This window comes from Providencia sp. R33 (assembly GCF_019343475.1).
Taxonomy (GTDB): domain Bacteria; phylum Pseudomonadota; class Gammaproteobacteria; order Enterobacterales; family Enterobacteriaceae; genus Providencia.
The window spans coordinates 749,402-772,918 of record NZ_CP072453.1; the positions used below are offsets into that span (position 1 = coordinate 749,402).

The 23,517-nt window shown below is 39.8% G+C and carries 24 protein-coding genes and 1 other RNA gene; 13 read left to right on the forward strand and 12 right to left on the reverse strand.

Going from position 1 to position 23,517, the window contains the following annotated elements; genetic code table 11:
- Positions 1 to 64: 64 nt before the first annotated feature.
- The 6 genes from J6836_RS03495 (at position 65) to J6836_RS23320 (ending at position 4,681) form a co-directional block, all read left to right on the forward strand.
- Positions 65 to 826 (forward strand): hypothetical protein, encoded by a 762-nt coding sequence (locus J6836_RS03495; RefSeq protein WP_219246868.1) that lies wholly within the window; start codon positions 65 to 67, stop codon positions 824 to 826.
- A 176-nt stretch (positions 827 to 1,002) separates the two neighbouring features.
- Positions 1,003 to 2,628: a DUF927 domain-containing protein gene (locus J6836_RS03500; protein ID WP_219246870.1), complete on the forward strand. Its 1,626-nt coding sequence runs from the start codon at positions 1,003 to 1,005 to the stop codon at positions 2,626 to 2,628.
- Positions 2,629 to 3,078: 450 nt separating this feature from the next.
- Positions 3,079 to 3,852 (forward strand): hypothetical protein, encoded by a 774-nt coding sequence (locus tag J6836_RS03505; RefSeq protein ID WP_219246872.1) that lies wholly within the window; start codon positions 3,079 to 3,081, stop codon positions 3,850 to 3,852.
- 98 nt (positions 3,853 to 3,950) lie between these two features.
- Complete coding sequence (locus J6836_RS03510) at positions 3,951 to 4,178, forward strand: hypothetical protein (protein ID WP_219246875.1); 228 nt, start codon at positions 3,951 to 3,953, stop codon at positions 4,176 to 4,178.
- A 124-nt stretch (positions 4,179 to 4,302) separates the two neighbouring features.
- Positions 4,303 to 4,458 (forward strand): hypothetical protein, encoded by a 156-nt coding sequence (locus tag J6836_RS03515; RefSeq protein WP_164996111.1) that lies wholly within the window; start codon positions 4,303 to 4,305, stop codon positions 4,456 to 4,458.
- On the forward strand, positions 4,451 to 4,681 hold the full coding sequence (locus J6836_RS23320; RefSeq protein WP_099073630.1) for an HNH endonuclease: 231 nt from the start codon (positions 4,451 to 4,453) through the stop codon (positions 4,679 to 4,681). The genes J6836_RS03515 and J6836_RS23320 overlap by 8 nt, the downstream gene beginning before the upstream one ends.
- Before the next feature lie 324 nt (positions 4,682 to 5,005).
- Here J6836_RS23320 and J6836_RS03525 read toward each other — a convergent pair whose 3' ends face one another.
- From J6836_RS03525 to smpB, 3 genes are all read right to left on the reverse strand, one after another.
- Positions 5,006 to 6,214, reverse strand: coding sequence for an integrase domain-containing protein (locus J6836_RS03525; protein ID WP_219246876.1), 1,209 nt, complete (start codon positions 6,212 to 6,214; stop codon positions 5,006 to 5,008).
- Between the two features lie 165 nt (positions 6,215 to 6,379).
- Positions 6,380 to 6,743, reverse strand: a transfer-messenger RNA (tmRNA) gene (gene ssrA, locus J6836_RS03530).
- 48 nt (positions 6,744 to 6,791) lie between these two features.
- Positions 6,792 to 7,274, reverse strand: a complete 483-nt coding sequence (smpB, locus tag J6836_RS03535) for an SsrA-binding protein SmpB (protein WP_219246878.1) — start codon at positions 7,272 to 7,274, stop codon at positions 6,792 to 6,794.
- A 153-nt stretch (positions 7,275 to 7,427) separates the two neighbouring features.
- Here smpB and J6836_RS03540 point away from each other — a divergent pair, with 153 nt between their 5' ends.
- Both J6836_RS03540 and J6836_RS03545 read left to right on the forward strand, forming a co-directional pair.
- Positions 7,428 to 7,862: a type II toxin-antitoxin system RatA family toxin gene (locus tag J6836_RS03540; RefSeq protein ID WP_206082531.1), complete on the forward strand. Its 435-nt coding sequence runs from the start codon at positions 7,428 to 7,430 to the stop codon at positions 7,860 to 7,862.
- On the forward strand, positions 7,855 to 8,151 hold the full coding sequence (locus J6836_RS03545; protein WP_219246880.1) for an RnfH family protein: 297 nt from the start codon (positions 7,855 to 7,857) through the stop codon (positions 8,149 to 8,151). Before J6836_RS03540 ends, J6836_RS03545 begins: the two co-directional genes overlap by 8 nt.
- 178 nt (positions 8,152 to 8,329) lie before the next feature.
- Here the strand turns inward: J6836_RS03545 and bamE are convergent, their stop codons facing one another.
- The 3 genes from bamE to nadK form a co-directional block, all read right to left on the reverse strand.
- Complete coding sequence (bamE, locus tag J6836_RS03550) at positions 8,330 to 8,707, reverse strand: outer membrane protein assembly factor BamE (RefSeq protein WP_219246882.1); 378 nt, start codon at positions 8,705 to 8,707, stop codon at positions 8,330 to 8,332.
- A 112-nt stretch (positions 8,708 to 8,819) separates the two neighbouring features.
- Positions 8,820 to 10,481, reverse strand: coding sequence for a DNA repair protein RecN (gene recN, locus J6836_RS03555; protein WP_219246884.1), 1,662 nt, complete (start codon positions 10,479 to 10,481; stop codon positions 8,820 to 8,822).
- 85 nt (positions 10,482 to 10,566) lie between these two features.
- A complete protein-coding gene (gene nadK, locus J6836_RS03560) occupies positions 10,567 to 11,466 on the reverse strand; it encodes an NAD(+) kinase (protein WP_219249353.1) in 900 nt (299 codons plus the stop codon).
- 101 nt (positions 11,467 to 11,567) lie between these two features.
- Here nadK and grpE point away from each other — a divergent pair, with 101 nt between their 5' ends.
- Positions 11,568 to 12,161, forward strand: a complete 594-nt coding sequence (gene grpE, locus J6836_RS03565; RefSeq protein WP_219246886.1) for a nucleotide exchange factor GrpE — start codon at positions 11,568 to 11,570, stop codon at positions 12,159 to 12,161.
- Between the two features lie 52 nt (positions 12,162 to 12,213).
- Here the strand turns inward: grpE and ung are convergent, their stop codons facing one another.
- A complete protein-coding gene (gene ung, locus J6836_RS03570; protein WP_219246888.1) occupies positions 12,214 to 12,894 on the reverse strand; it encodes a uracil-DNA glycosylase in 681 nt (226 codons plus the stop codon).
- Between the two features lie 383 nt (positions 12,895 to 13,277).
- On the opposite strand from ung, the gene grcA reads away from it, so the two are divergent.
- Positions 13,278 to 13,661: an autonomous glycyl radical cofactor GrcA gene (gene grcA / locus J6836_RS03575; protein ID WP_042844740.1), complete on the forward strand. Its 384-nt coding sequence runs from the start codon at positions 13,278 to 13,280 to the stop codon at positions 13,659 to 13,661.
- A gap of 158 nt (positions 13,662 to 13,819) precedes the next feature.
- Entirely contained in the window at positions 13,820 to 15,265 is a 1,446-nt protein-coding gene (locus tag J6836_RS03580; RefSeq protein WP_219246889.1) for an ankyrin repeat domain-containing protein, read from the forward strand.
- Positions 15,266 to 15,295: 30 nt separating this feature from the next.
- On the opposite strand, the gene srmB is transcribed toward J6836_RS03580, so the two are convergent.
- The 4 genes from srmB to J6836_RS03600 all read right to left on the reverse strand — a co-directional run bounded on the left by srmB (position 15,296) and on the right by J6836_RS03600 (position 19,966).
- Positions 15,296 to 16,636 (reverse strand): ATP-dependent RNA helicase SrmB, encoded by a 1,341-nt coding sequence (gene srmB / locus J6836_RS03585; protein WP_219246891.1) that lies wholly within the window; start codon positions 16,634 to 16,636, stop codon positions 15,296 to 15,298.
- A 180-nt stretch (positions 16,637 to 16,816) separates the two neighbouring features.
- Positions 16,817 to 18,022 carry a sodium/glutamate symporter gene (gene gltS / locus J6836_RS03590; RefSeq protein WP_219246893.1) on the reverse strand — a complete coding sequence of 402 codons (1,206 nt, stop codon included), beginning with the start codon at positions 18,020 to 18,022 and terminating at the stop codon, positions 16,817 to 16,819.
- 292 nt (positions 18,023 to 18,314) lie between these two features.
- Complete coding sequence (gene hutG / locus J6836_RS03595; protein WP_219246895.1) at positions 18,315 to 19,232, reverse strand: formimidoylglutamase; 918 nt, start codon at positions 19,230 to 19,232, stop codon at positions 18,315 to 18,317.
- 2 nt (positions 19,233 to 19,234) lie between these two features.
- The gene (locus J6836_RS03600; RefSeq protein WP_219246897.1) at positions 19,235 to 19,966 is read right to left on the reverse strand and encodes an IclR family transcriptional regulator; all 732 of its coding nucleotides are present in this window, start codon (positions 19,964 to 19,966) and stop codon (positions 19,235 to 19,237) included.
- Between the two features lie 155 nt (positions 19,967 to 20,121).
- On the opposite strand from J6836_RS03600, the gene trmN reads away from it, so the two are divergent.
- Positions 20,122 to 20,856: a tRNA(1)(Val) (adenine(37)-N(6))-methyltransferase TrmN gene (gene trmN / locus J6836_RS03605; protein WP_219246900.1), complete on the forward strand. Its 735-nt coding sequence runs from the start codon at positions 20,122 to 20,124 to the stop codon at positions 20,854 to 20,856.
- Positions 20,857 to 20,892: 36 nt separating this feature from the next.
- Here trmN and nadB read toward each other — a convergent pair whose 3' ends face one another.
- Positions 20,893 to 22,488, reverse strand: a complete 1,596-nt coding sequence (gene nadB / locus J6836_RS03610; RefSeq protein WP_219246905.1) for an L-aspartate oxidase — start codon at positions 22,486 to 22,488, stop codon at positions 20,893 to 20,895.
- Positions 22,489 to 22,881: 393 nt separating this feature from the next.
- Between nadB and rpoE the strand changes: the two genes are divergently transcribed.
- Entirely contained in the window at positions 22,882 to 23,460 is a 579-nt protein-coding gene (gene rpoE / locus J6836_RS03615) for an RNA polymerase sigma factor RpoE (protein WP_219246909.1), read from the forward strand.
- Positions 23,461 to 23,517: the final 57 nt, after the last annotated feature.

Below are 23,517 nucleotides of genomic sequence, written 5' to 3' on the forward strand. Positions count from 1 at the left end.
ACATATTTTAAATATCAGATTATGGATAATTTTATCTTTATTATCTGGAGGAGAGTATTATGTTATGAAAATCTATGCCAATAGGAGAAGTATAAATAGGCGAAGTACTGAAGAAGATAAAGAAAATAATGTTCGCATTAAAATATTGGAGTCTGTTTACAATAAAACAAAAAATAAAATCCATAAGAATTTAGCTAAAAAAATTTATAATTGTGAGGAAAATGATCCATGTAATAGCTTAGCTTGTGCTAAATGTATTAATGTTAAACAGCTAGATATAGTTAATAAATATATTAGCTATGTAAGTGATAATTATATCTTCGTGACTCTTGTTTTTTATAAAGATAAAATTGCAATAAATGAATTGCCAGATTTCAATCCTAATTTATTAAAGGATAAATTAAGAAAGAAGCTTAAATCTATTGGTTTTAATAACTTTATTTTTGGCAGTCTAGAATTAGATCTCCACTTATATGAGAGCATTAATTCTAGTTATTATCAACCTCATTTTCATTTATTAATTCCTAATGAAAGTGAAAAAATCAAATCTCTTAGAGATTACATGAAGTCATCTAAGAATTTAAACTCTCGGCAAGGCATTAAAAATAGGCCTATGGTGGTTGATGAAATTAATGATATTGGCGGGGTTATCAAGTATATAACTAAAATCATGTGGTGCGAAATAGCATTTTTTACTAATAAGGAGGGAAAGCTCAAACACAGCAGTAAACGCCGTATATCAAATAGTCGTATGTTTGCTGATTCACTAGTTAAGCTAGATACACTGAAATTCAGTGACATATTTTTTAAGTGTAATTTCCAGTAACTAAATTCTAGATCTCTGTTTAGACAGCACCAGTATGCCTGTAGATATGGAAGATTGATTAGTCTGGTAGTTTTTGGAATGAACACTAGTTAATTTATCTTTATTAGTATAACGCTAATACATACTGGTGTTGTAAATGGTGATTTGGTGATTTTGTGATTATCAAAGAGGCCTTTATGACTAGAAAGAAAATTGGTTCAAAACATATTAAGCTTGTTGCTTTATCATATCAAGATGAAGGGCAAGAATCTTATCGTTTAGTTGAGTTTTTCAATGTAAATAAAAATAAGGATATTTTTTTATTAATTCCAGCGTCAATAATTGCAGTACCTAATAAACTTAAAAGTCTTCTATTAGAGAATGGATTTAAACCTAAAGTTATCCATGAGAACTTTAATGGAGTTTTTAATATTATTTTAGGTGATTGTGATGAAAGAATTGTACTGTGTAATAAACCGGGTTTTCTTTATGTTGATAATGAACTCTACTATATTAAAAATTCAGGAGAAGTATTAGGTGGACATAATGGCTTGAAGATATTTCCAAATCCTAATGCTAGAACGTTTAATTACTCATGTCAGGCTAAAGGCACATTAGAACAATGGAAAAATAAGGTTGCAGAAACTGCTAAATATAGTCCTTATGTTATGCTTTGCTTATGTTCAGCTTTTGCTGGCATGTGTATTTATTTTACAGAGATAGAATCTGGTGGAAAGCATATTTATGGTGGTAGTTCTTCGGGGAAAAGTACAGTGTTAAAATCAGCAGCTTCTGTATTTGGGGATTCCTCATACATTCTTGATTGGAATATCACCGAAGCTGCATTTGAGCAGCAAGCGGAGTCTCGTAATCATGGATTGCTATTGACTGACGAACTTATTTTAATAGATTCCAATCGTCAAACTGCCGCCCAAAAAATGCAAAAATTTGTGTATATGCTTGGTTCTGGTACTGGAAAGTCAAGAAGTCATACCTATCAAGAACGTTCGGCAAGTTGGCAATTAGTCGCTTTAAGCAACGGAGAAGAAGCTTTAAGCCAACATGCCAGCTCTGGTCTAATGAGTCGTAAGAATGGTGAAATAGCTCGATTCATAGATGTTCCTGTTGATTGTGATAATGATATGGGTATTTTTAGTTCATTACCTGAAGGTGTATCGTCATCTGCTGAATATGCAGAATATTTGAAAGAAAATTGCAATAACTATTATGGCACAGCTGGAGATGCGTTCTTACAGAAGATACTGACACAGGTTAGCAAAAAATCTCCAGAGTATATTACTAATAAGCTCAACGACTATATTACTAAATTCTTGGAGATGAATAATGTAGGTTCTAATGGATTAGATAAACGTATAGCTACTCGTTTTGCTTTAGCTTACGCAAGTGGGATACTCGGTATTAAAAGTAAGGTTCTCCCCTTTACTGAGAAGGAGGTTTTTGATGGAATTACACATTGTTATCTGAAAGCTATTGACCAAAACCCAGTTAAAAAGATGGTTTTTAATCAAAAACTATTAGATGCATTGAAAAAGCCCTGTAAACCGAAAAAGAGCCTAATAGATGAGGATGAGCTAAATAACTTAGATGTTATTGTTTTAAAAATTAAGGGAGAACATTATGCCGCAGTAAACCCATCATTTTTTAATAAAAATATTATTGGGAACAAAAAATCAGTGATTAATCAGTTGGTCTCAGAAGGGAAGTTGCTAACTGATGCCCAAGGCAAAAGCACTCGCCAGTGCAAGATTAATGGCGTGAAATTGAGCCGCCGTTACTGCTTGAAAGTAGATGTTGTGAGTTAACTGTTCAATCAGTAAGGTATTATATTAAAGGCCTTCTAGTTATTTCTGGAAGGCCTTTGTTACATTGGCTTTAGGTTATTTGAGTGATATTGATTGTATCTGCGTCAAATTTAATTGAACTCACAGCGAGAAGCGGACATACACTAATTCAGTGTCAGCACGACAATACAGGTAATAAGTAGACTGGAAGTTTTCAACCGGTATCGCTTACCAGCACTTGTCATGGTCACTACCTTCGTTTTTTTATACATCTGTAATGTTTGCGATAAAAGAATAGGCCAAGTGAATGTATTCAGGCTCAGCGGCTGGATTTATGTTATTTATTTAAATTAATGTTTGTCGTAGTCTTTGTATGACAGGAGTTGAATTATATGGAAGGCACTATTAACATGTTAGCACAGTATTCCTTATAATCACTATTAACCATCCTAAGGAGTAGTAGTAAAACTAATGAACTTGAAGCTGCGCATGTTTTTTCTCTCCGTATTACTATTCCCTTTTGCTCCTGTGTGGGCTGAGGAGTCTGGTGCAAAGGTCGAATGTGAGTTTTCGCACCCAATGCTGCCTCACAAACCTTTTCAGACTGTTAGGCCTGAAATAAGAATCGTCTGCGGATCAATCACCGTTTTCCAGACCGTCAGCATGCCGCCCATACCAGCCATAACTATAATCCCGAGTTCGAGTGGTAATATGTCCACTGGTTCATCAACTCTTGTCGCGCTGATCTCTGCGGCGGCCGGAATATTCGGTGCACTGGCTGGCGGACTTGCCAGCTACTTGCTTGCCAGACAGAAAGCGAAGACTGACTTGGAACTCGAAACTAAACGCCTGCAAGCGAATCTTGTAGCGACAGAGCGTCTTCGTTGGCTGCAAGATATTCGTGAAAGGTTGTCGAATTTATATAAACAGCTTGACCTGCAGTATAACCTTTTGAAGCGCCCAATGACTTCCGGCTCAAATGCAACTACACAACAACAACTTGATGTGATGTCTTCTGAGATCATGGAGCAATGCAATATGATTACGCTAATGCTGAATCCAGCCAAACCAGATCAAGCGGAGCTTCGCGATACGGTTCAGCAGGTGCTCAAATTCATGCTGACAGCATTTCAGCAAACAGGAGTATTCAATGACACAGAGTACGCTGAGCTTAAGCAAGCTGCATTTGGCGCAATGACACGACTGGGCATAGAGACTTGGCGGCAGGTGAAAACTTTGTCATGAGCTAGCTACGGCTAACCATTCATTCGACCTGATGCCCAGCGGGCGCCAATGAATTCGAATGTTAGCCACTAATTTTTAATTTAGTATTAGGACTTTTTATGAATCTCAACATCAAAATTCTAAAAAAAGGGGACACTGTTGTTAGCGTGTTGCCCTATGAAGGAAGTGTTGCTATTGCAGTCAAGAGAAAATCAGGACATATAGAAATTATATTGATCTCAAAGAATTCAGACGGCTTGCCAGAAATATCGTCAACATGGACTATTGCTGAAGGAGATAATGAAATCGAAGTTCGAGATGGCCACGTAAGAGTTTCAACATTCTAGAGGCCTTAAAATGAAATGTAAAACATGCGGATTAGAAGGACACAATCGTAGGACATGTCCGACCGCTAATAACACAAGCTCGGAAGAAACCAGAGATCGGGCTTTGATTCTTCGTATCGATGGAATGACACGAAGCGAGCAAGATGAAATGCATGCTGAGATTGTTAAGTTAAAGAAGCGCGTCACAGGTGACGAAGTGAAAGCCACATTGGTTGAGGGAAGTAGCCGTGAATTGCCTAGCAAAATACGTGCTCTCATAGAGAAGAAGGAAAATGAATAAACGGCCGTATTCTCACACAAGACAGCAGAAGAGAATCAAAGAATTACAGGATAACCTATGCATTGTTTGTTGGAGAAACGGGAAGAAAGAAGCACGAGGCCATCACTTGATTCCGTTCTCTGAGGACGGGAGCGATAACATCATTAATTTTGTCACCTTGTGCGACGAATGCCACAAAAAGTATCATGCGGGTAAGCTGAACATTGATATCTACAGGTTCTAAACTAATGTCTGCCCCTGCAATTAACCGGAAGGGAAAAAACCAGTTTTCACTTCCGGTTATTTTCACGTTATGTTCAGAGAGTAAGTATTAGAGTTTTGTACTTTGTTAAATAAATAGAATCTTTGCTTAATTTTAGCATCAGATCACACAGACAATCCCGCGTCAAAGCGATAGCAAAGAATCGCCAACAGGAAAATCTGCAAAGCGCGTACTCTGAATCACTTAAACATTTAACTTAGGTTGATTCTTTCCCATATTTTTACTCATCATTGTGTTAACGACGTCCGCTCAGGCACAAAACAGACTGCTAAACTTAATTGTTTATTAGCGCTTGTTGATTGAGTCATCAACAAACTCTCCCCACCAATCCATCATTTCGCGTCTTTGTTCAAGATAAATAGCTCTGTTATAAGCACGTCTTACCTCATTACTATCTATATGGGCTAAAGCTGCTTCAATCACATCAGGTTGAAATCCATGCTCATTTAATGCAGTTGATGCAATTGAACGGAATCCATGTGCTACAAGGCGACCTGCAAAGCCAACACGCTTGATAGCCGCATTAACTGTTTGGCTATTCATTGGTTTAGTGTGTGGTGATTTCATACTAGGAAAAATGTGTTCCCTATGACCGCTTATAGGTTTCATAGTTTCTAATATTGCCAATGCTTGAGGAGAGAGAGGTATGATATGTTCTCTTTTCATCTTCATTCTTGCTGGTGGGATAGTCCAAAGCTTATTATCAAGATCGATCTCACACCATGCCGCTTCGGCTGCTTCGGCTGGGCGGGTCATAGTTAATAATTGCCATTGCAGTAAACAATAAGTTTGTCGCTCAATGTTGACTCCTTGGATTGCAGCCATCAATTCAGGAAGCTGATCAGGTTTTAATGCAGGTAAGTTTTTTACAACTGGATTTTCAAAGGCAGCGGTAATTTTTGCAGCAGGGTTAGCATCAAGAAAGCCAACATTCACAGCATAAAACATCACTTCATTAATGCGTTGTGCTACTCGTTTAACTGATTCTAGTTTGCCTTGTGCTTTTAAGGGTTCTAATGCGCTAATAAAATGGCGAGCTTTTAAATCAGTTATTGCTATATCACCAACATTAGGAAGTACATGCAGCTCAAGAGAACGCCAAATATCTTTCAAAGTTGATTCTTGCAAGCTAGATTTACTTTTGATTTTGAACCACTGCTGAGCTATTTTTTCAAAAGTATTATTTTTTTCTTCAAATAGGCGTTGTTCTTCAGCTTTTTTGTGTTCTTGTGGATCTATATTTTTAGCTAGAAGCTCTCGCGCATTTTCTCGTTTAAGCCGAGCCTCTAAAAGGCTAACTGTAGGATAGCTACCAAAGCTAATAAGTGCTCGTTTCTTGGTTATAGGGCGGTAGTAGTTAAAGCGCCATATTTTTGAACCAGTTGTTTTGATTAGTAGATATAAGCCATTTCCATCTTGCAGCGTATAATCTTTATCTTTGGGTTTTGCTGATTTAAGCTTGGTATCACTGAGTGGTACTGTTGTACGCGCCATATAGTTATACGCCTTTTAGTTATACATAAGGGATATAACTAATGATATAACTAAAAATTTTGCTTGTCACTGAACATAACTGACCATTAATACATATAAAAAAAGCCTCCAACTATGATATTGAAGGCTTTTTTAATCATCACTGAGCATCAATGATACTATATTTGGTGGAGCTGGCGGGAGTTGAACCCGCGTCCGAAATTTCTACATCCTCGGTACTACATGCTTAGTCTAGTCTTTAAATTCATTTGCCAACTGCGGACAGACACGCCATCAACAAACTATCCTGATTAAATTTAACGCTGCAACCCCAGGCAAGGCATTCACGCGATCTCTTTTGGGTTTGACCTCTCTTGATCCCCGTCCTAAGAGCGGAGGCTAGGGAGAGAGGGCTCTAAGCAGGTTATTAAGCTGCTAAAGCGTAGTTTTCGTCGTTTGCGACTATTTTTTTGCGGCTTTTTACGAGGCCAACCGCCCCTCGGCATGCACCTTGGGTTTCGCAAATCCCGTCGAATCCAGAATCAGCCCCAAGTTGTTGAACGCAGTATAACAGAAAATTATCCTATAAAGCTAGGACTTAGCGATTAGAATGTTTCATTATACGTGCTTTATCGAGTTGCCATTCACGTTCTTTGATATCAGAACGCTTGTCATGGGCTTTTTTACCCCGAGCAACACCGATTTTTACTTTACACCATGCATTTTTCCAATAGAGAGAAAGTGCGATGACAGTGTAGCCTTCACGGTTAACTTTACCATAAAGGGTGTCTAATTCACGTTGATTTAACAATAGTTTACGACTACGTGTTGGGTCACAGACTACATGAGTAGAAGCAACATTGAGAGGCGTAAAGTTAGCACCAAATAAATAAGCTTCGCCATCTCGAAGTAATACATAACTGTCACCAATGTTAGCTTTGCCAGCACGTAGTGATTTAACTTCCCAACCTTGTAGGGACAAACCCGCCTCGAACTCCTCTTCGATAGAATATTCGTGGCGAGCACGCTTGTTCATAGCAATTGTTGCTGAACCCGGTTTATATGGTTTTTTCTTTGTCATAGTGCAATCATTATACTGTAAGCTGAGTCGAAAGAAATCTTTCTGCGCTGATATTTTTTTGATTGTGCATTTCTTGCCCTGTATGGGTTTTGTTTTTTGTTTAACCAATCAATAGTGCTATTATATGCCCAGTTTTTAGGGATAGGAATTGATATGCCACAGATTAGTCGCTCTGCGTTAGTCCCTTTTAGCGCAGAACAAATGTATAAACTCGTAAATGATGTAATTTCATACCCAAGTTTTTTACCTGGGTGTGTGGGAAGCCGTATTATCAGTCACAGTGCTGAGGAAATGACGGCTTCTGTTGAGGTATCAAAAGCGGGAATTAGCAAAACGTTCATCACTAAAAATGTGCTTGAAGACAATAAATGCATCCATATGCAATTGGTAGAAGGCCCGTTTAGTAAGCTGTCTGGAGGATGGAGATTCATTCCTCTTAGTGCAGATGCCTGTAAAATTGAATTTCACCTTGATTTTGAATTTACCAATAAATTAATAGAGCTAGCATTCGGCAAAATATTTAAAGAGCTAGCTAATAATATGGTTCAAGCTTTTACACTAAGAGCTAAGGATGTTTATAGTGTCTGATATCAATATTGAGGTGGTGTATGCACTCCCAGAAAAGCAATTTTTGTTATCTGTAAAAGTTGCAGAGGGATCAACAATAGAAGATGCGATTGTAGCTTCAGGTATCCTTTCACTGCGTGATGATATCGATTTGAAAAAGAATAAAGTGGGAATATATAGCCGCCCAGCAAAACTTTCTGACACGATACAAGATGGTGAGCGGATTGAAATTTATCGTCCTTTACTTGCGGATCCAAAAGAACTGCGCCGTAAGCGTGCTGAAAAATCGAAAGAAGCAAAAAGTAATTAGACTTTAGTGAATTGATAAACCGAGCAATTTGCTCGGTTTTTTTGTTTCTGTTATCTGTAGCTCTAACGTTAAAGCTCAGAAGGCTTTATCAGATATTAACAAAAACACAAATAACTACCTACGCATATTCGGTTATAGGTAGTTATATTTTTAGTTCTATATCAATGCATATGCATTTTTAGTCAGCTGTTTTAGCCTCAGCTGCTTCCATAGACTCTTGAGCAGCAAGATTTTTCTCATTTTTGATGTCAGTAAGAATACCGTTGCGATCAAAAGTAAGTGTCAGCGTTTCTTGCTTAACTGGATCATGCCCCAGTTCTTGGCGGAATACGTAATACCAGGTTTGAGTACCAAACGGGTCGGATAACATTGGTGTGCCCAAAGTATAAGCGACCTGTTGCTGTGTCATTCCTTTTTGAATCTTAGCAACATCTTTCGCTGTGAGGTAATTACCTTGGTTAATGTCCGGGTGATAGACAAGACGTTCCATCATTGAACAGCCCGTAGACATTAATGCGAGTGATAGTGCAGCAGCAGTTAACAATTTATAACGCATGGATATCTCATTCCTTTTGGAGTCAGAACATCAATGATAATCGACATTGATACATTTTAAAACCTTCCTTATCGACTCTAAGACCACATGAGCGCAAAAAAGTTGTCAAAAATTATGCGGCAAGCAACTCTTTTGCATTAGCTAGCGTATTTTTTGTGACTTCAGAACCAGCTAAAAGCCTTGCAAGTTCTTGTAATCGTGATTTTTTATCTAGTAATTGCATATGTGTTTCGGTTTCAACGCCATTTGTTTCTTTACTCACATAAAAGTGATGATGGCCACACCCTGCAACTTGAGGTAGATGGGTTACGCACATGACTTGCGTTGATTCGCCAAGTTCACGTAATAATTTACCTACAATGGCAGCGGTAGGGCCACTAATACCGACATCCACTTCATCGAAGATTAATGCAGGGGTATCCATTTTTTTCGCAGTAATCACTTGAATTGCAAGGGCAATACGCGAAAGTTCCCCTCCTGAGGCAACTTTTGCAAGTGATTGGTGTGGTTGCCCTGGATTGGTTGTGACATTAAATTCAATCTTACAAGCACCATCAGTTTGAAGTTGTTCAGGTGCAAATTTTACATCAATCGTGAATAAACCATGCGGCATAGACAGCTGGTGCATGCTGTTGGTAATGAGTGTGCTAAGTTCTTGTGCATAATGTAAACGAACATGGTGCAAGCGTTCAGCACAAGCGAGGGCTTTTTGGTGGTCAGCAAGGACTTGTGAGTTTAATGCTTCACAGTCTTCATTTTGGTTGGCGATTTGCGCTTGTTCAGACAAAAGTTGTTGAAATAGCTCAGGTAGAGCTTCAGGTGCAATGTGATGCTTGCGTGCTAAACTGATTTGTTTAGAAATGCGCTGCTCTAGTTCAAACAAGCGATTAGGATCAAGTTCATATTGGTCGCAGTAGTGTTTTATTTCATCACTGACTTCACTAACTTGTATTGATGCTTCTTCCAGCATATCAAGCAAGCCTGAGAATTTCGGGCTTAGTGCAACAAGATCGATTAATTCATTTTTTGCCATGTTTAGTAGGCTAATAACGTTTGCATCATCATTTTCAGACAATATTTGTGCTGCATTCTGCCCAATTGTTAAAAATTGACCATGATTAGCCAGTTGCTTGTACTCTTGGTCAATTTCTTCAAATTCCCCCTGAACAGGAAGAAATTCATTGAGTTCTTTTAAGTGGTAATCCAATAGTTGCTGACGTGATTCACGTTCTTGCATTTGCTTTTGAAATACAGCAAGTTGCTGGCATGAATCATGCCATGTTTGCCAAGCTTGTTTCATTTGAGCAAGCAATTCTTGTTGGTTTGCATAGGCATCAAGCAGGGATTTCTGATGTGCATTATCAAGCAACAGTTGATGTGCGTGTTGACCGTGAATTTGGATTAATAAGGTACCTAATTCTCTCAGTTGGGAGAGAGGGACCGAAACACCATTAATAAACCCCCGTGAACGACCGTCTGAGGCAATCGTACGACGCAACAAGCATTCGTTTTGGTTATCAAGTTGGTGTTCTGTGAGCCAATTTGCCGCCATTTGTGCATCAGATAGGGAAAAACGAGCGCAAAGATCGGCCCGTTGTGCACCTGGGCGCACCATATTGGCTTCACCGCGGTTACCTAAACACAGACCGAGCGCATCAATTGCAATAGATTTCCCCGCACCTGTTTCACCAGTGATGGTGGTCATACCGCTGCGAAAATCAATTTCTAACTCACGAACGATAGCAAAATTACTGATGGTTAATTGGGTAAGCATCTGCGCTCTCCTGTGAAAATACACATCTGTGTTTTTATACAGTTTAACCTGTTTTTTTATACAGTAAAGAGGCAGAGCTAAAAAATTAGAAAGTTTTTTTCGCCCACCCTAATTTTGAGCTTAATGTATTGAAATAATTGTAGTCTTTAGGATGCACTAGATTCAGATTTTTATTACTACGTTTTACAATGACCTCCTCACCATCTTGAATTGGCAACATGATTTGGCTGTCACAGCTTACTTCATAATCAATATTGGTACGTATAAACTTTAAGCGGATACTGCTATCGCTACTTATAACTAAAGGGCGTGATGATAAGGTATGTGGGAACATGGGAACTAAGACAATAGCCTCTAAATTAGGGGTTAAAATAGGCCCACCTGCGGATAGAGAGTAGGCAGTTGAACCTGTTGGTGTGGCGATAATTAACCCATCAGAACGTTGTGAAAAGGCAAATTTTTCATCAATATAGACTTCAAACTCAATCATATGCGCGACTTTTCCGGGGTGGAGTACGATTTCATTAATCGCACTGCTCTTGCGCGCTTTTTGATTAGATTTAATGACTTGAGCTTCAAGAAGAAAACGTTTTTCTTCACGATATTCGCCTTCAAGCACGCGTGAAAGTTGCTGTAGGGCATTATCAGGGTCTAGGTCAGTGAGAAAACCTAAATTTCCACGATTCACACCAATAACTTTATTGTTATAGCGAGATAATATACGGGCTGCACCTAACATGTTACCGTCACCACCCACGACGATGACTAAATCGGCTTGTTGGCCAATTTCAGTTAATGTGCCCGTTGTCGCATTTACTAACTTCAAATCTTTAGCGACTTGCTTGTCAATAATGGCATGGTAATTTTTTGAAATTAACCAATGATAAATAAGTTCATGAGTTGCTAACGCTTCAGGATGCCTCGGGTGCCCGACAATGCCTATCGTTTTGAAGTGAGAATGTGCTGTATTATTGTCCTTTTGCATACTTTTTTGGCCTCTCATTGTATGACTTCCCTTGAATCCCTGTATTAGATCCCCATAATACTCTCATATATGGGATTAATGCTAAATACGCGGAGATATTCATGAGTAGTAAAGACCAAAATATGCATGATGAGCAAGCTTCTGAGCAAAATGAATCACAAAAAGTTCAAGCAGAGCAAGAAATGAACGCTCAACAAGCAGAAGATACACAAGCAAACGAACAAGCGTTAGCAGCGCGTATTGCTGAGCTTGAAGAGCAATTAGCTGCCTCACAAAAAACGGAGCGCGAAGCGATGTTACGCGCCCATGCTGAAATTGAAAATATTCGTCGTCGTACAGAACAAGACATTGAGAAAGCACATAAATTTGCACTCGAGAAGTTCTCAAATGAGCTTTTGCCAGTGATTGATAATTTGGAACGTGCTATCGATGCTGCGGATCGTGATAATGAGCAATCTAAGGCGATGTTAGAAGGGTTAGATTTAACGCTGAAAATGTTCTTAGATGCTGTCGCTAAGTTTGGTATCGAACCTGTGGGGGATGCGAATGTGCCATTTAACCCTGAAGTTCACCAAGCAATGACAATGATTGAATCACCTGATCACCAAGCTAATCATGTGATTAATGTGATGCAAAAAGGGTATACGTTAAATAACCGTTTACTCAGACCAGCTATGGTTATTGTGTCTAAATAATCGATAAGATGGGATACATGAGGTATCCCATTTTTTTATCTACAATTTGAAATTATTCGTTAATGACAGGCGCCCAATTAATCGGTGTTTTGCCTTGTTGAGTTAAAATTTCATTTGTTTGAGAAAAATGCCCGCAACCTAAAAAGCCACGATGGGCAGAAAGAGGGGAAGGGTGAGGCGCTTTTAAAACATGATGGCGTTTAGTATCAATAATTTTGCCTTTTTTCTGAGCATGGGAGCCCCAAAGTAAAAAGACGACGCCTTCGGTATTTTCATTAATTGCTTCTATTACTTTATCTGTAAATGTTTCCCATCCTAAGTGTGCATGAGAATGTGCATTACCTTGCTCAACAGTGAGCACTGTATTGAGTAGCAACACACCTTGCTGTGCCCAGCTCAGGAGATAACCATGTGGTGGACGAGTAAAGCCTGGGATATCTTTTTCGAGTTCTTTATACATGTTTACAAGAGATGGTGGCGGCTTAACACCCGGTAAAACTGAAAAAGACAGTCCATGGGCTTGGCCTGGGCCATGGTAAGGGTCTTGGCCTAAAATAACCACTTTAATATCAGCAAGTTCGGTATAACGAAAGGCATTAAAAACATCATCTTGTGGAGGGTAGATTATTTTACCTGCTTGGCGTTGCTCCGCGACATAGGCTAGCGTTTCTTTAAAATACGGTTTTAATTTTTCAGGGCCAATGACGTCGTGCCATGTAATGGTATTTGACATGAAATTTTCCATAACAATGAATGTTGGCTGGCGCAATTTATAACTGAACCAAATGATGCTAATAAGCTTACTGGTTCGTTGGACAGAGATAAAGCCCTGATCTTTATAATTTCATTCAAATTAATTTGAAAAATTATAAAAATAATTAAAATTTCACAATGATGAATATTGATTTAAATCATAAAGTTGAATTGATTTGGTTAATCGCTACGCGGAATAATTGATAAATATCAAAGAAAATGACCTATTGAGCTGGTATAAAATACTCAGAGACATTGGTTAGACCAAATATCCAATTGCAAATTTATATAAGATTGATGGTTAATGCAGCTTTGATTGATACAAAAAATCGAGCGCAATCTAGTTCGAACGTGGAGGTCGACATGATTACAGGTATTCAAATTACTAAAACTGATAATGCAGCATTACTGAATTCTTTCTGGTTACTGGATAACGAGAAAAACGAAGCTCGCTGCGTTTGTGCTAAAGCTGATTATAATGAAGGCCAGATTGTTGCTAAAGACGAATTAGGGGCTTTTGAGTATCGCGAAGTGCCACTTGAAATGAAACCAACCGTGCGTGTAGAAGGTGGCCAGCACTTAAACGTTAACGTACTAAGTCGTGAAACGTTAGAAGATGCAGTGAAAAATCCAGAAAAATACCCACAATTAACTATCCGTGTTTCAGGCTATGCGGTTCGTTTTAACTCGTTAACCCCTGAACAACAACGTGATGTTATTACCCGTACTTTCACTGAAAGCCTGTAATAAAGTTTAAACACTATTACATCTAGTACAGTATAATAAATTCTAAAGCCATTGATATCAATGGCTTTTTATTTGTCCCTAACAAAGTAGATTATTTCTCTTTAACGTTATTTAGCTTCCAATACTCTTCCAACATACGCATTTGTTAGGGAGAATTTATGCCTTTTTCAATACAACCAACACTTAATTCAGTGGATGATCTTTCTCTTGCTAGGGAAGGCTTAGACATTTATTTGCAAAATCACAGTTTAGATATTTCGTTATGTGAAAGAGAACGCTGGTCAAAAAATACGTTAAAAGAACATTTTTTTGGCCGTGATGCGCAAAAAAAAGACTTTATTTTAGCCATGTTATCGCATGGAGCTTACCATACCGATTGGCAGCAGATGCTAGGTGTAGAGAGATTAAATACGGCACAACTTAACGCATTAGGTATCGATGCAGAGTTGCTCGGTGATGGGGCTTCAGGGTTTCAAGCCAATATCTGTCGATTTAATAATTTATATATTCTTTGTTTTGCTGGTTCGAACGATATTGTGGACTTCTATGCCAATATCCGTCAGGGCTTGGGGCAGTATGAACCTCAGTATTATCAATCCGTTGGCTTAACGAATATTTTATTTAATGCAGTAAAAGGAAATTTGATTTGTACAGGGCATTCATTAGGTGGTGGCCTTGCATCAATCGCCGCATTGGCGAGTCATAGCCCTGCTGTTGTGTTTAGTCCTGCAGGGCTGGCAAAGAATACCGTAAACAAGATTGGGCTTAATTATGATGTTGCGGAACGAACGGCGAATGAAGGGCTGATACGGTTTTATACTGTGCAATATGACTGGCTTGATTCATTACAAAATACTTTACCTATCCCTTCAGCGCTGGGAACGCGTATTAAAATGGCTTATAGCGAACAGAGTTCTTGGAAAAATTGGTTACCGCACCGGTTATTAACAAGAAGTTTTATTGCTCATACGATGGTTAAAATTATTAAGGTGATGTGTAAACAAAAACCGTGGAATAATTGGAATGCGATTACAGGGGAGTATGATAAAGCTGTAGAGCTTCCACTTAAAGTTTTTCCACTCATCGAAGAGCAACAAAAAATTAATTGGCAAGAAAGTTGTAAAAGTGCCATTAAAAAAGGCAATATTGTTGAGTTCTCAAACCTTTTAGAGTGCCACAATAAAACATGTGATCTTGAGTTTTTAGCTAACCAATCAGCACGAGCTATGAATGGGCAGTTTATGCAAGTTTTGCTTGATTCACCCTATGGGCAAACAATTAAAAACACACAATTAACCCAGCAAAAAAGTATCTTACATTTGGCGGCTCAAAGTGGTCGAGTGATGCAATCTAAAATATTACTAGATAATGGCCTAATGGTTGATATAAAAGATAATTTAGGAAATACGCCACTCCATGATGCTTTAAATAGCCATGCTTTAGAAGTTGCTGAATTATTGTTGGTAAGTGGTGCTGATTGGCGAACGAAAAATAATCAGGGTTTTGACTGCAAAGATATCATTAATAATCATATTATTAAGTATGATGCATTAACACAGGAAGGAAAAAAAATGCGAGAAAAAATTATTCATATGATGAATTAAATAAAAACGGGCCGAAACCCGTTTGATTGATTATTGTGTTTTATCGCTAGTCACTGATGCTGCTGGACTAACTGGAGTACGACGTTTCCCAATATTTTTCTTATCGCGATGGCGTACTTTTTCTTTTTTCTTAACTTGTTCTTCTTTCTTTTTCTCTTTGCGTTTCGCAAGCACTTTCTTCGACGGTTTTGGCTTGTTTAGCATGGCTTCAGATGGCGCTTTTGTTGTTGGGCGCAAAGCATCAATAACACGCACTTTGATTGGGTCTTCAATGTAGCGTGTAATTTTACCTAACAATGGGAAGTCATGGGCTTCAACTAAAGAGATTGCAGTACCTTTGCGACCTGCGCGGCCAGTACGGCCTATGCGATGCAGGTAAACGTCAGCGGTTCGAGGTAAATCGAAGTTAAATACATGGCTGACATTATCGATGTCTAAACCGCGTGATGCGACGTCAGTTGCAACAAGAACTTTCACTTGACCATCAACAAGGCGGCGAACAGCTTCGTTACGTTTCGCTTGAGGCATTTCGCCTTCGAGATAACAAGGTTCGATCCCCGCTTCACGTAGCCATTGAACCAGCTCGCGTAAGCGTTCACGTTTGCGCACGAACACAATCGCTTTTGTCACTTCCTCTTGTTTTAGTAAGTGGCAAAGCAGTGCTGTTTTGTGCTCGACAGTATCTGCACGGTAATGAAATTGCTGAATTTTTTTACGTTCACGACGAGAAGGGTCAGCATCAATTTCAATTGGATTTTCTAGCAAACGTTCAGCAAAGTCACGGATGGCTTCACCTTCAAGGGTTGCTGAAAATAACATGGTTTGTTTGCGCCAGCGCGTTTCACCCGCAATGGTTTCAATATCGTTCGCAAAGCCCATGTCTAACATGCGGTCAGCTTCATCAAGGATTAAAATTTCAACGGCACGGCAGTCAAAGTTTTCTTCTTTAATGTACTGTAATAAGCGGCCTGTTGTGGCGACAACGATATCTTGGTTTTCGCTGAAAATTTCAGCGTGATTCATATAAGCAACACCGCCGGTGATTGTCGCAATGTCTAGGTGATTATGTGCGCATAATTCTTTTGCTTGGTCAGCAACCTGCATAGCTAATTCACGGGTAGGGGTGACGATCAGAACGCGTGGTGGCCCTGATTTTTTTCTTGGAAAATCAAGTAAATGTTGAATTGCTGGCAGTAAGAATGCCGCAGTTTTACCTGTTCCTGTTGGTGCTGAACCTAAAACATCACGACCATCCATTGCTGCTGGAATAGCAGCGGCTTGGATAGCAGTGGGGCGTTGATAACCTTTGTCTGACAGCGCGTCAATTAGGCTCTCATCGAGATCAAGTTCAGAAAATGTGGATGCAGTCATGATATACCTCTATTTGGGGCGCTGATTATAAACAGGTTAGCAAAATTGTTCACCTGAAAAAAACCGCTTTTCACCAGTGTAACTGTTTTCAGGTCTGACAGGGAGTGGTAACTCGAGGAAATATCAGCTAAATCGCAAAAGAAATAAGGAGAGCCGAAACTCTCCTCTTTTACATATTTATTAGCTAAGCATATTAATCAACCAAGTATGGTATGGGATACCCACTAAATCGATGAGTACTGCACCGCTTAGTGGCACAATCATAAAGGCTTTCATGGAAACTTGTTTATAGCGCTCACACACGGATGACATATTCGCCATTGCATTTGGTGTCGCTCCTAAACCATGACCCATTAGGCCTGCACACATCACGGCTGCGTCATAGTTTTTCCCTAACAATCTAAAGATAACAAAGACAACGAGCAGAATTAAAATGACAACTTGAGCTAATAAGATGGTGAAGAGTGGAAGAGCAACCGCTTTTAGTTCCCAAATCTTGAGTGACATCATGGCCATGGTTAAGAAAAGGCCCAGCGAGACCTCAGAGATAAGATCGATAGATTTTTGGTTGATACGGAATAATTCGACCTGATCATTGATATTACGAATGACAATAGCAATGATCATTGCACCAACATAGCTAGGTAATGAAAACCCGGTGGCTTTGGTGAATTGAGCAGAAGCAAATTGCCCAATCACCATGATCCCTAAGATCAAGGCGAGCATTTTCAAGAAAGCATGTGCATCGATAGACTCAATTTTCCCTGCAATAGTTTCAGGAACTTGAATTTTTTCGACTTTCTCATCTGCTTGAATACGAACGTTGTATTTTTTAATCAAGTAGGTGGCGATTGGGCCGCCTAATAAGCTACCTGTAATTAAACCAAAAGTGGCTGCTGCAATGGCGGCAACTGTCGCCGATTGTACGCCAAGCCCTTCAGCCATGCCGCCAAAAGCAGCTGCTCCACCATGACCACCTGTAAGAGATACGCCTCCTGCCATAATTCCAATAACAGGTTCGATACCTAATAAGTGTGCTAATCCTGCGCCAAAGGTGTCTTGGAAAATCACGACAAACCAGCAAATAAATAGGTACATAAATAATAGGCGACCACCCGTCTTGAGAATACGGAAGCTGCCATCAATACCTATCGTGGTGAAGAATGCGACCATCAAGAAGGTTTGTAAACTGGTATCGAAGTTAATCTCTGCGAGGTTGAATGATTTCAAGCCCCAAATGATTAAACTCACCAAAAATCCACCTATCACAGGAGATGGAATACAGAACCGTTGTAACCATTCAATGCGCTTTTTTAAGTGGATGCCCATGAGAAGGCAGATTACTGTGAGGAATAAGGTGGATAGTGCGTCTAGGTGTAGAATCATAAGTTTCCCTTTTTGAACTGTTATCTTTCAAGCTACAGCGTTGTTGGCCGCACTCAGCTACTGTAGTCACATACTTTTGTATGCTCCTACAGCTATCTTCGTTAGCCGCCTAGCTGTAACTTGAAATCTAATAGTTAAAATATTTATGATGAAAAACATTAAAATTTAGAGAGTTACAGCTAAGTTGATATTTCTTTTCAAACCTATTTTTTATTGTGGTGTTTGAATAGAAGCTATCTCAACAGATTGAAGCGAACAGTTTATTTATCAGTCGAATTGTTGTGTTGTTTTATTAGAATAAATATTGGTAAATCAAATAAGCCGCGAGTTTGGCGGTGTGGTTGTCAATATCAAATTCAGGATTGCACTCTGCGATATCGAAGAGGGCGATTTTTTTACTGTTTTTAATAACGGCAAAAAGCTCATCAAACGTTTCGGTAGAGATACCTTTAGGTGCAGGGGCACTAACACCGGGGGCAATAGCAGCAGAGAACACATCTAAATCCACCGTGACATATAAATAATCAACGGCATCAATGAATGCCTGGAGTTGCTTAATGGCTTGTGGGAGCTGCGAAAAGCTCAGTTGTTTGTCACGAATGTATTGGCAGCCTAAGCGGTCTGCGGTATCAAATAACACCTTGGTGTTGCCATGATCAGCAATGCCCAAACACAGGTAATGGAACGGGCGTTGATGTTTGTCACATAAATGTGCAGATTGCAAAAAAGGCGTGCCGGAGGTTGCTTCAGGCGCTTCACGTAAATCAAAATGGGCATCAAAATTGATAATACCAATAGCTTTACCTGTTTGATTTTGTTCGACATAATCAAATAGTCCTTGGAAGCTGCCAAAGGCTACTTCATGACCACCCCCTAAAATAATCGGGTGTTCATTTGCGGTTAAACTTTCAATAATTTTATCGGATAAACGGCGTTGTGCGGACTCGAGATCACCATCATCACAACTTACGGTTCCCATATCTTTAATCGCTAGTGGCTGGTGGATAGGTAACCCAGCAAGTTGGCGACGAATAGCATCAGGGCCAGCTTTAGCCCCTTGACGGCCTTTATTGCGCCTAACACCCTCATCAGAGGCAAAGCCTATCAATGTAAATTGTGCGGGTGATACTTTGTTAATCACTTGATGAATACGCAAATGTTCTTGTGTTTCACCATCCGTACGGCCTTGCCATTGGAAAGGTTGTGTCATAGTTACTCCAAATTAATCAATTTAGTGATGTTATCCGCCGCTTGACGTGTGTGCATAATTAACTCGTCAACACGGTGAATTGAACGAAATTCAGGTGCCATAACAGAAACAACTGCCAGTACATCATTTCCTTTAAAGATAGGGGCTGAAGCGCCAAATACACCTTCATCAATCTCACTGGTTGATGTGCCATAGCCTTGTTTGCGGATTTGTTGTAGATCTTGTTGTAACTTCAGCTTATCTACGTCAGAAATTAGTTGTTTTGCATGTATCTCAAACACTTGTTCTTGGTATTGTGTTTGGTGAAATGCTAACAATGTTTTGGCACTTGCTCCTTTGATAAGGGTATTACCGCGCCCGATGATAAATGAGCAACGCAAGGCTTGTTCGCTTTCAATCATGTCCACACAAATCGTTTCTCGCAGGTTTGAGGTGATAATCGCTGCGGTTTCTCGTGTTTTTTTCGCTAACGATTGAAGCTCTAATTTTGCGGCTTCCATCAATAAACTGTGGTGATAGTATTTTTCATGATTTTTGATACTCTGCGAGCCAACGCAATAAGTACCATACTGCTTTGCATGAGATACAAATTCCCAATCTATGAGAATTGCTAGCAAGCGGTAAACCGTAGATAATGGAATATCTAAGGTGGTTGAGATAACCTGTGGCGTCACTGGGGATGCGCAACTTGTGATGTAAGACAAGACATCTAAGGTTCTATTAATGCTGTTCATCGCATCTCCTTTTTTTCGAACTTAGCAGTAAAATTTTCACGTCTCAAATATAATTCTCATATTATAAGAATTATATTGTAGCAAATAGGTTAAATGATGACATTTATTTGCTCAAAATGAGAAAATAGCAAGGCTTAGATAAACAGAGTGTGTGGATGAGCGAGCAGAAAAAAAGCTACCGAAAGGGTGGGTTTACATTTAAACAGTTTTTTGTGGCCCATGACCAATGTGCAATGAAAGTGGGAACTGATGGTGTGTTATTAGGGGCGTGGGCGCCTGTTGATGATGTTCAATCTGTATTGGATATTGGCAGTGGGAGCGGGTTAGTTGCACTGATGCTGGCGCAGCGTCAACAAAATGCCCACATTGATGCGGTTGAATTAGACGAGCAAGCTGCACATCAAGCCGGGGTAAATTTTGTCGAGTCACCTTGGGCGAAGCGATTAAGCATTATTAATCAGGATATTATCCACTATAGTCAGCATTCACATACTCAATATGATTTGATTGTGAGCAACCCACCTTATTTCGAGCCTGCGGTAGCGTGCCGAGATGTACAGCGTGACCAAGCGCGCTACACGGGGGCATTAACTCATGACGTATTATTAGAATGTGCGCAGCGTTGTTTAAAGAAAAATGGGCTGTTTTGCTTAGTGTTGCCGTATGAAGTAGGTGAAAAAGTGCAAGCCATGGCTGAAGGGAGCGGGTGGTTTACAGCGCTGAGAGTCAATGTGAGTGATAAACCAGCAACGCCATTTCACCGCATGTTATTAGGCTTGCGATTAGCGAATTCACACACTCAGGTGAGTCATTTAGCGCTAAAAGCACCGAACGGCGAATACACTGAGGATTTTCGTGCATTGATCCAGCCGTTCTACCTTAAATATTGAAACCAACGGAACGGCTATCCCGTTGGTTTCGTGGCCTTATTCAGGCTTTAAAACAGTGGGTCCTGAATTTTCTAACATATCTGGGTAGTCTAATGTGTAATGCAGTCCACGGCTTTCTTTGCGCTCTAATGCACATCGCACCATTAATTCTGCAACTTGCACGAGGTTTCGTAGCTCCAGTAAGTTATTGGAAATACGAAAGTTAGCATAATAGTCGTGAATTTCTTGTTGCAATAAATGAATGCGGCGGAGTGCACGTTCGAGACGTTTAGTTGTTCTCACAATCCCCATGTAGTCCCACATAAATAAACGTAATTCATGCCAGTTATGCTGGATTACAACTTGTTCATCGGAGTTATGTACCCGGCTTTCATCCCACTCAGGTAAGTGCGGTACTTCACCAATATTTTGCAGTGTTGATTTGATGTTTTCTGCGGCTGACCAGCCATATACTAGGCATTCCAACAATGAATTAGATGCCATACGGTTCGCGCCGTGTAGGCCAGTATAACTGACTTCACCAATAGCATATAAGTTAGCAATATCGGTCATACCCGTTTGGTCAACAATCACCCCGCCGCAGGTATAATGCGCGGCAGGGACGATAGGGATAGGCTCTTTGGTGATATCTAACCCTAGTGTTATTAGCTTGGCATAAATGGTTGGGAAATGATGCTGCACAAAATCGGCTGGCTTATGGCTGATATCAAGATACATACAGTCTGCACCAAGGCGTTTCATTTCATGGTCAATGGCACGTGCAACAATATCACGAGGTGCCAACTCTTCTCTTTCGTCATAATCAGGCATAAAGCGGCTGCCATCAGGGCGTTTTAAATAGGCACCTTCACCCCGTAATGCTTCGGTAAGTAAGAAGTTTCGCGCTTGTGGGTGGAACAAACAAGTGGGGTGAAATTGGTTGAATTCTAAGTTAGCAACACGGCAACCAGCCCGCCACGCCATGGCAATGCCATCCCCTGACGAAATATCCGGATTAGTGGTGTATTGATAGACTTTTGCTGCGCCGCCAGTGGCTAAAATAACGGTTTTGGCGCGGATCGTTTCTACTTGTTCTTGTTTTCGATTCCAAACATAAGCACCCAAAATACGTGATGGTGTGTTGTCTTCGGATAGGATTAAGTCAACGGCGTTATAGCGTTCTTTTATATGGATATTTGGGTGAGCAAAAGCAAGATCAACAAGAGTGGTTTCGACTTCTTTTCCTGTCGCATCAGCATGATGAAGTATCCGACGATGGCTGTGGCCGCCTTCTCGCGTTAAATGGTACTGGGTTTCTCCACTTTCTGTGATTTCTGTATCGAATAAAACCCCTTGTTTAATAAGCCACTGTACGCAATCCTTTGCGTTTGAAGCGATAAATTCAACGGCTTCTTTATGGCAAATGCCAGCACCTGCAATAAGCGTGTCTTCTACATGGGATTCTATGCTGTCGGTATCATCAAATACGGCGGCAATACCGCCTTGGGCATAATAAGAAGCTCCTTCGCTCAAGCGGCTTTTACTCAAAATAGTCACTTGATGAAAAGGGGCAAGGCGTAAGGCTGCGGATAGTCCTGCGACACCACTGCCAATGATTAAAATATCAGTGTAATGCTGTGTGGATCCGTTCATGTGTGTTTGCTGTATATAATAGTATGTAGTGTGTTTTTTTATGTTAGCCTATCAGGTTGTCGATTACTATTGCTGGATAGATGTTTACAGTCACTATCTTGACTTAAGTCTATTTACTTATTCACATTGTATTAATGTGATAGCTATGGCATTCATTTGCAAAATCCGTATGCTGTATTCTTGGCCTTCAGGAATTTGTACACAATTGTTTTAATGAGGATCTTTGGGATCTTCGAAAATGAAAAAACAGCACTTTTGTAAATTTTTGACTATTTTTTTAGATTAAATTGAACTTCAATGATTTCTATAACTCAAAGTAGTGCTTGCTTTAGGATGGGAGAACATGAACAAGTCAACATATTATCAGCCTGAATTCGGGAGATTCTTTCCGAAATGAGCGAGCAATTAACGGACCAATTATTGGTTGAAAAGGTACAAAAAGGCGATCAACAAGCTTTCAACTTACTGGTAATTAAATACCAGCACAAAGTTGCTAGTTTAGTATCTCGTTATGTGCCGCAAGCGGACGTGCCTGATGTGGCACAAGAATCATTTATAAAAGCGTATCGCGCTATTGGCTCGTTTCGTGGTGACAGCGCATTTTATACTTGGCTTTATCGTATTGCGGTCAATACGGCTAAAAATTATTTAGTTGCGCAAGATAGACGCCCTCCCGCGTCAGACCTTGAAGCGAGTGATGCTGAAAACTTTGAGAGCGCTGGTGCTTTAAAAGAAATTTCGAACCCAGAGAACTTAATGTTGTCTGAAGAATTAAAGAAAGTTGTTTTCAAAACCATCGAATCGTTGCCTGAAGATTTACGAATGGCGATCACGCTCCGTGAACTTGATGGTTTGAGCTATGAAGAAATCGCTGAAATTATGGATTGCCCAGTAGGTACTGTACGTTCACGTATTTTTAGGGCGAGGGAAGCGATTGATAATAAAGTACAACCTCTGATTCAACAGCACTAATGCTATTAAATCAGCAGATTAATTATAATTGTGATGCAATTAACTGAAGGTAATTGG

What these genes read in the sequence shown, in the direction of transcription:
- J6836_RS03500 (WP_219246870.1), top strand. Translation starts at nt 1,003, where the DNA reads ATGACTAGAAAGAAAATTGGTTCAAAACATATTAAGCTTGTTGCTTTA.
- ung (WP_219246888.1), bottom strand. Translation starts at nt 12,894, where the DNA reads ATGTCAAATACCATTACATGGCACGACGTCATTGGCCCTGAAAAATTA.
- J6836_RS03540 (WP_206082531.1), top strand. Translation starts at nt 7,428, where the DNA reads ATGCCACAGATTAGTCGCTCTGCGTTAGTCCCTTTTAGCGCAGAACAA.
- bamE (WP_219246882.1), bottom strand. Translation starts at nt 8,707, where the DNA reads ATGCGTTATAAATTGTTAACTGCTGCTGCACTATCACTCGCATTAATG.
- trmN (WP_219246900.1), top strand. Translation starts at nt 20,122, where the DNA reads ATGAGCGAGCAGAAAAAAAGCTACCGAAAGGGTGGGTTTACATTTAAA.
- nadB (WP_219246905.1), bottom strand. Translation starts at nt 22,488, where the DNA reads ATGAACGGATCCACACAGCATTACACTGATATTTTAATCATTGGCAGT.
- J6836_RS03505 (WP_219246872.1), top strand. Translation starts at nt 3,079, where the DNA reads ATGAACTTGAAGCTGCGCATGTTTTTTCTCTCCGTATTACTATTCCCT.
- srmB (WP_219246891.1), bottom strand. Translation starts at nt 16,636, where the DNA reads ATGACTGCATCCACATTTTCTGAACTTGATCTCGATGAGAGCCTAATT.
- smpB (WP_219246878.1), bottom strand. Translation starts at nt 7,274, where the DNA reads ATGACAAAGAAAAAACCATATAAACCGGGTTCAGCAACAATTGCTATG.
- J6836_RS03515 (WP_164996111.1), top strand. Translation starts at nt 4,303, where the DNA reads ATGACACGAAGCGAGCAAGATGAAATGCATGCTGAGATTGTTAAGTTA.
- J6836_RS03600 (WP_219246897.1), bottom strand. Translation starts at nt 19,966, where the DNA reads ATGAACAGCATTAATAGAACCTTAGATGTCTTGTCTTACATCACAAGT.
- recN (WP_219246884.1), bottom strand. Translation starts at nt 10,481, where the DNA reads ATGCTTACCCAATTAACCATCAGTAATTTTGCTATCGTTCGTGAGTTA.
- hutG (WP_219246895.1), bottom strand. Translation starts at nt 19,232, where the DNA reads ATGACACAACCTTTCCAATGGCAAGGCCGTACGGATGGTGAAACACAA.
- J6836_RS03525 (WP_219246876.1), bottom strand. Translation starts at nt 6,214, where the DNA reads ATGGCGCGTACAACAGTACCACTCAGTGATACCAAGCTTAAATCAGCA.
- nadK (WP_219249353.1), bottom strand. Translation starts at nt 11,466, where the DNA reads ATGCAAAAGGACAATAATACAGCACATTCTCACTTCAAAACGATAGGC.
- grcA (WP_042844740.1), top strand. Translation starts at nt 13,278, where the DNA reads ATGATTACAGGTATTCAAATTACTAAAACTGATAATGCAGCATTACTG.
- J6836_RS03510 (WP_219246875.1), top strand. Translation starts at nt 3,951, where the DNA reads ATGAATCTCAACATCAAAATTCTAAAAAAAGGGGACACTGTTGTTAGC.
- grpE (WP_219246886.1), top strand. Translation starts at nt 11,568, where the DNA reads ATGAGTAGTAAAGACCAAAATATGCATGATGAGCAAGCTTCTGAGCAA.
- gltS (WP_219246893.1), bottom strand. Translation starts at nt 18,022, where the DNA reads ATGATTCTACACCTAGACGCACTATCCACCTTATTCCTCACAGTAATC.
- J6836_RS03580 (WP_219246889.1), top strand. Translation starts at nt 13,820, where the DNA reads ATGCCTTTTTCAATACAACCAACACTTAATTCAGTGGATGATCTTTCT.
- J6836_RS23320 (WP_099073630.1), top strand. Translation starts at nt 4,451, where the DNA reads ATGAATAAACGGCCGTATTCTCACACAAGACAGCAGAAGAGAATCAAA.
- J6836_RS03495 (WP_219246868.1), top strand. Translation starts at nt 65, where the DNA reads ATGAAAATCTATGCCAATAGGAGAAGTATAAATAGGCGAAGTACTGAA.
- rpoE (WP_219246909.1), top strand. Translation starts at nt 22,882, where the DNA reads ATGAGCGAGCAATTAACGGACCAATTATTGGTTGAAAAGGTACAAAAA.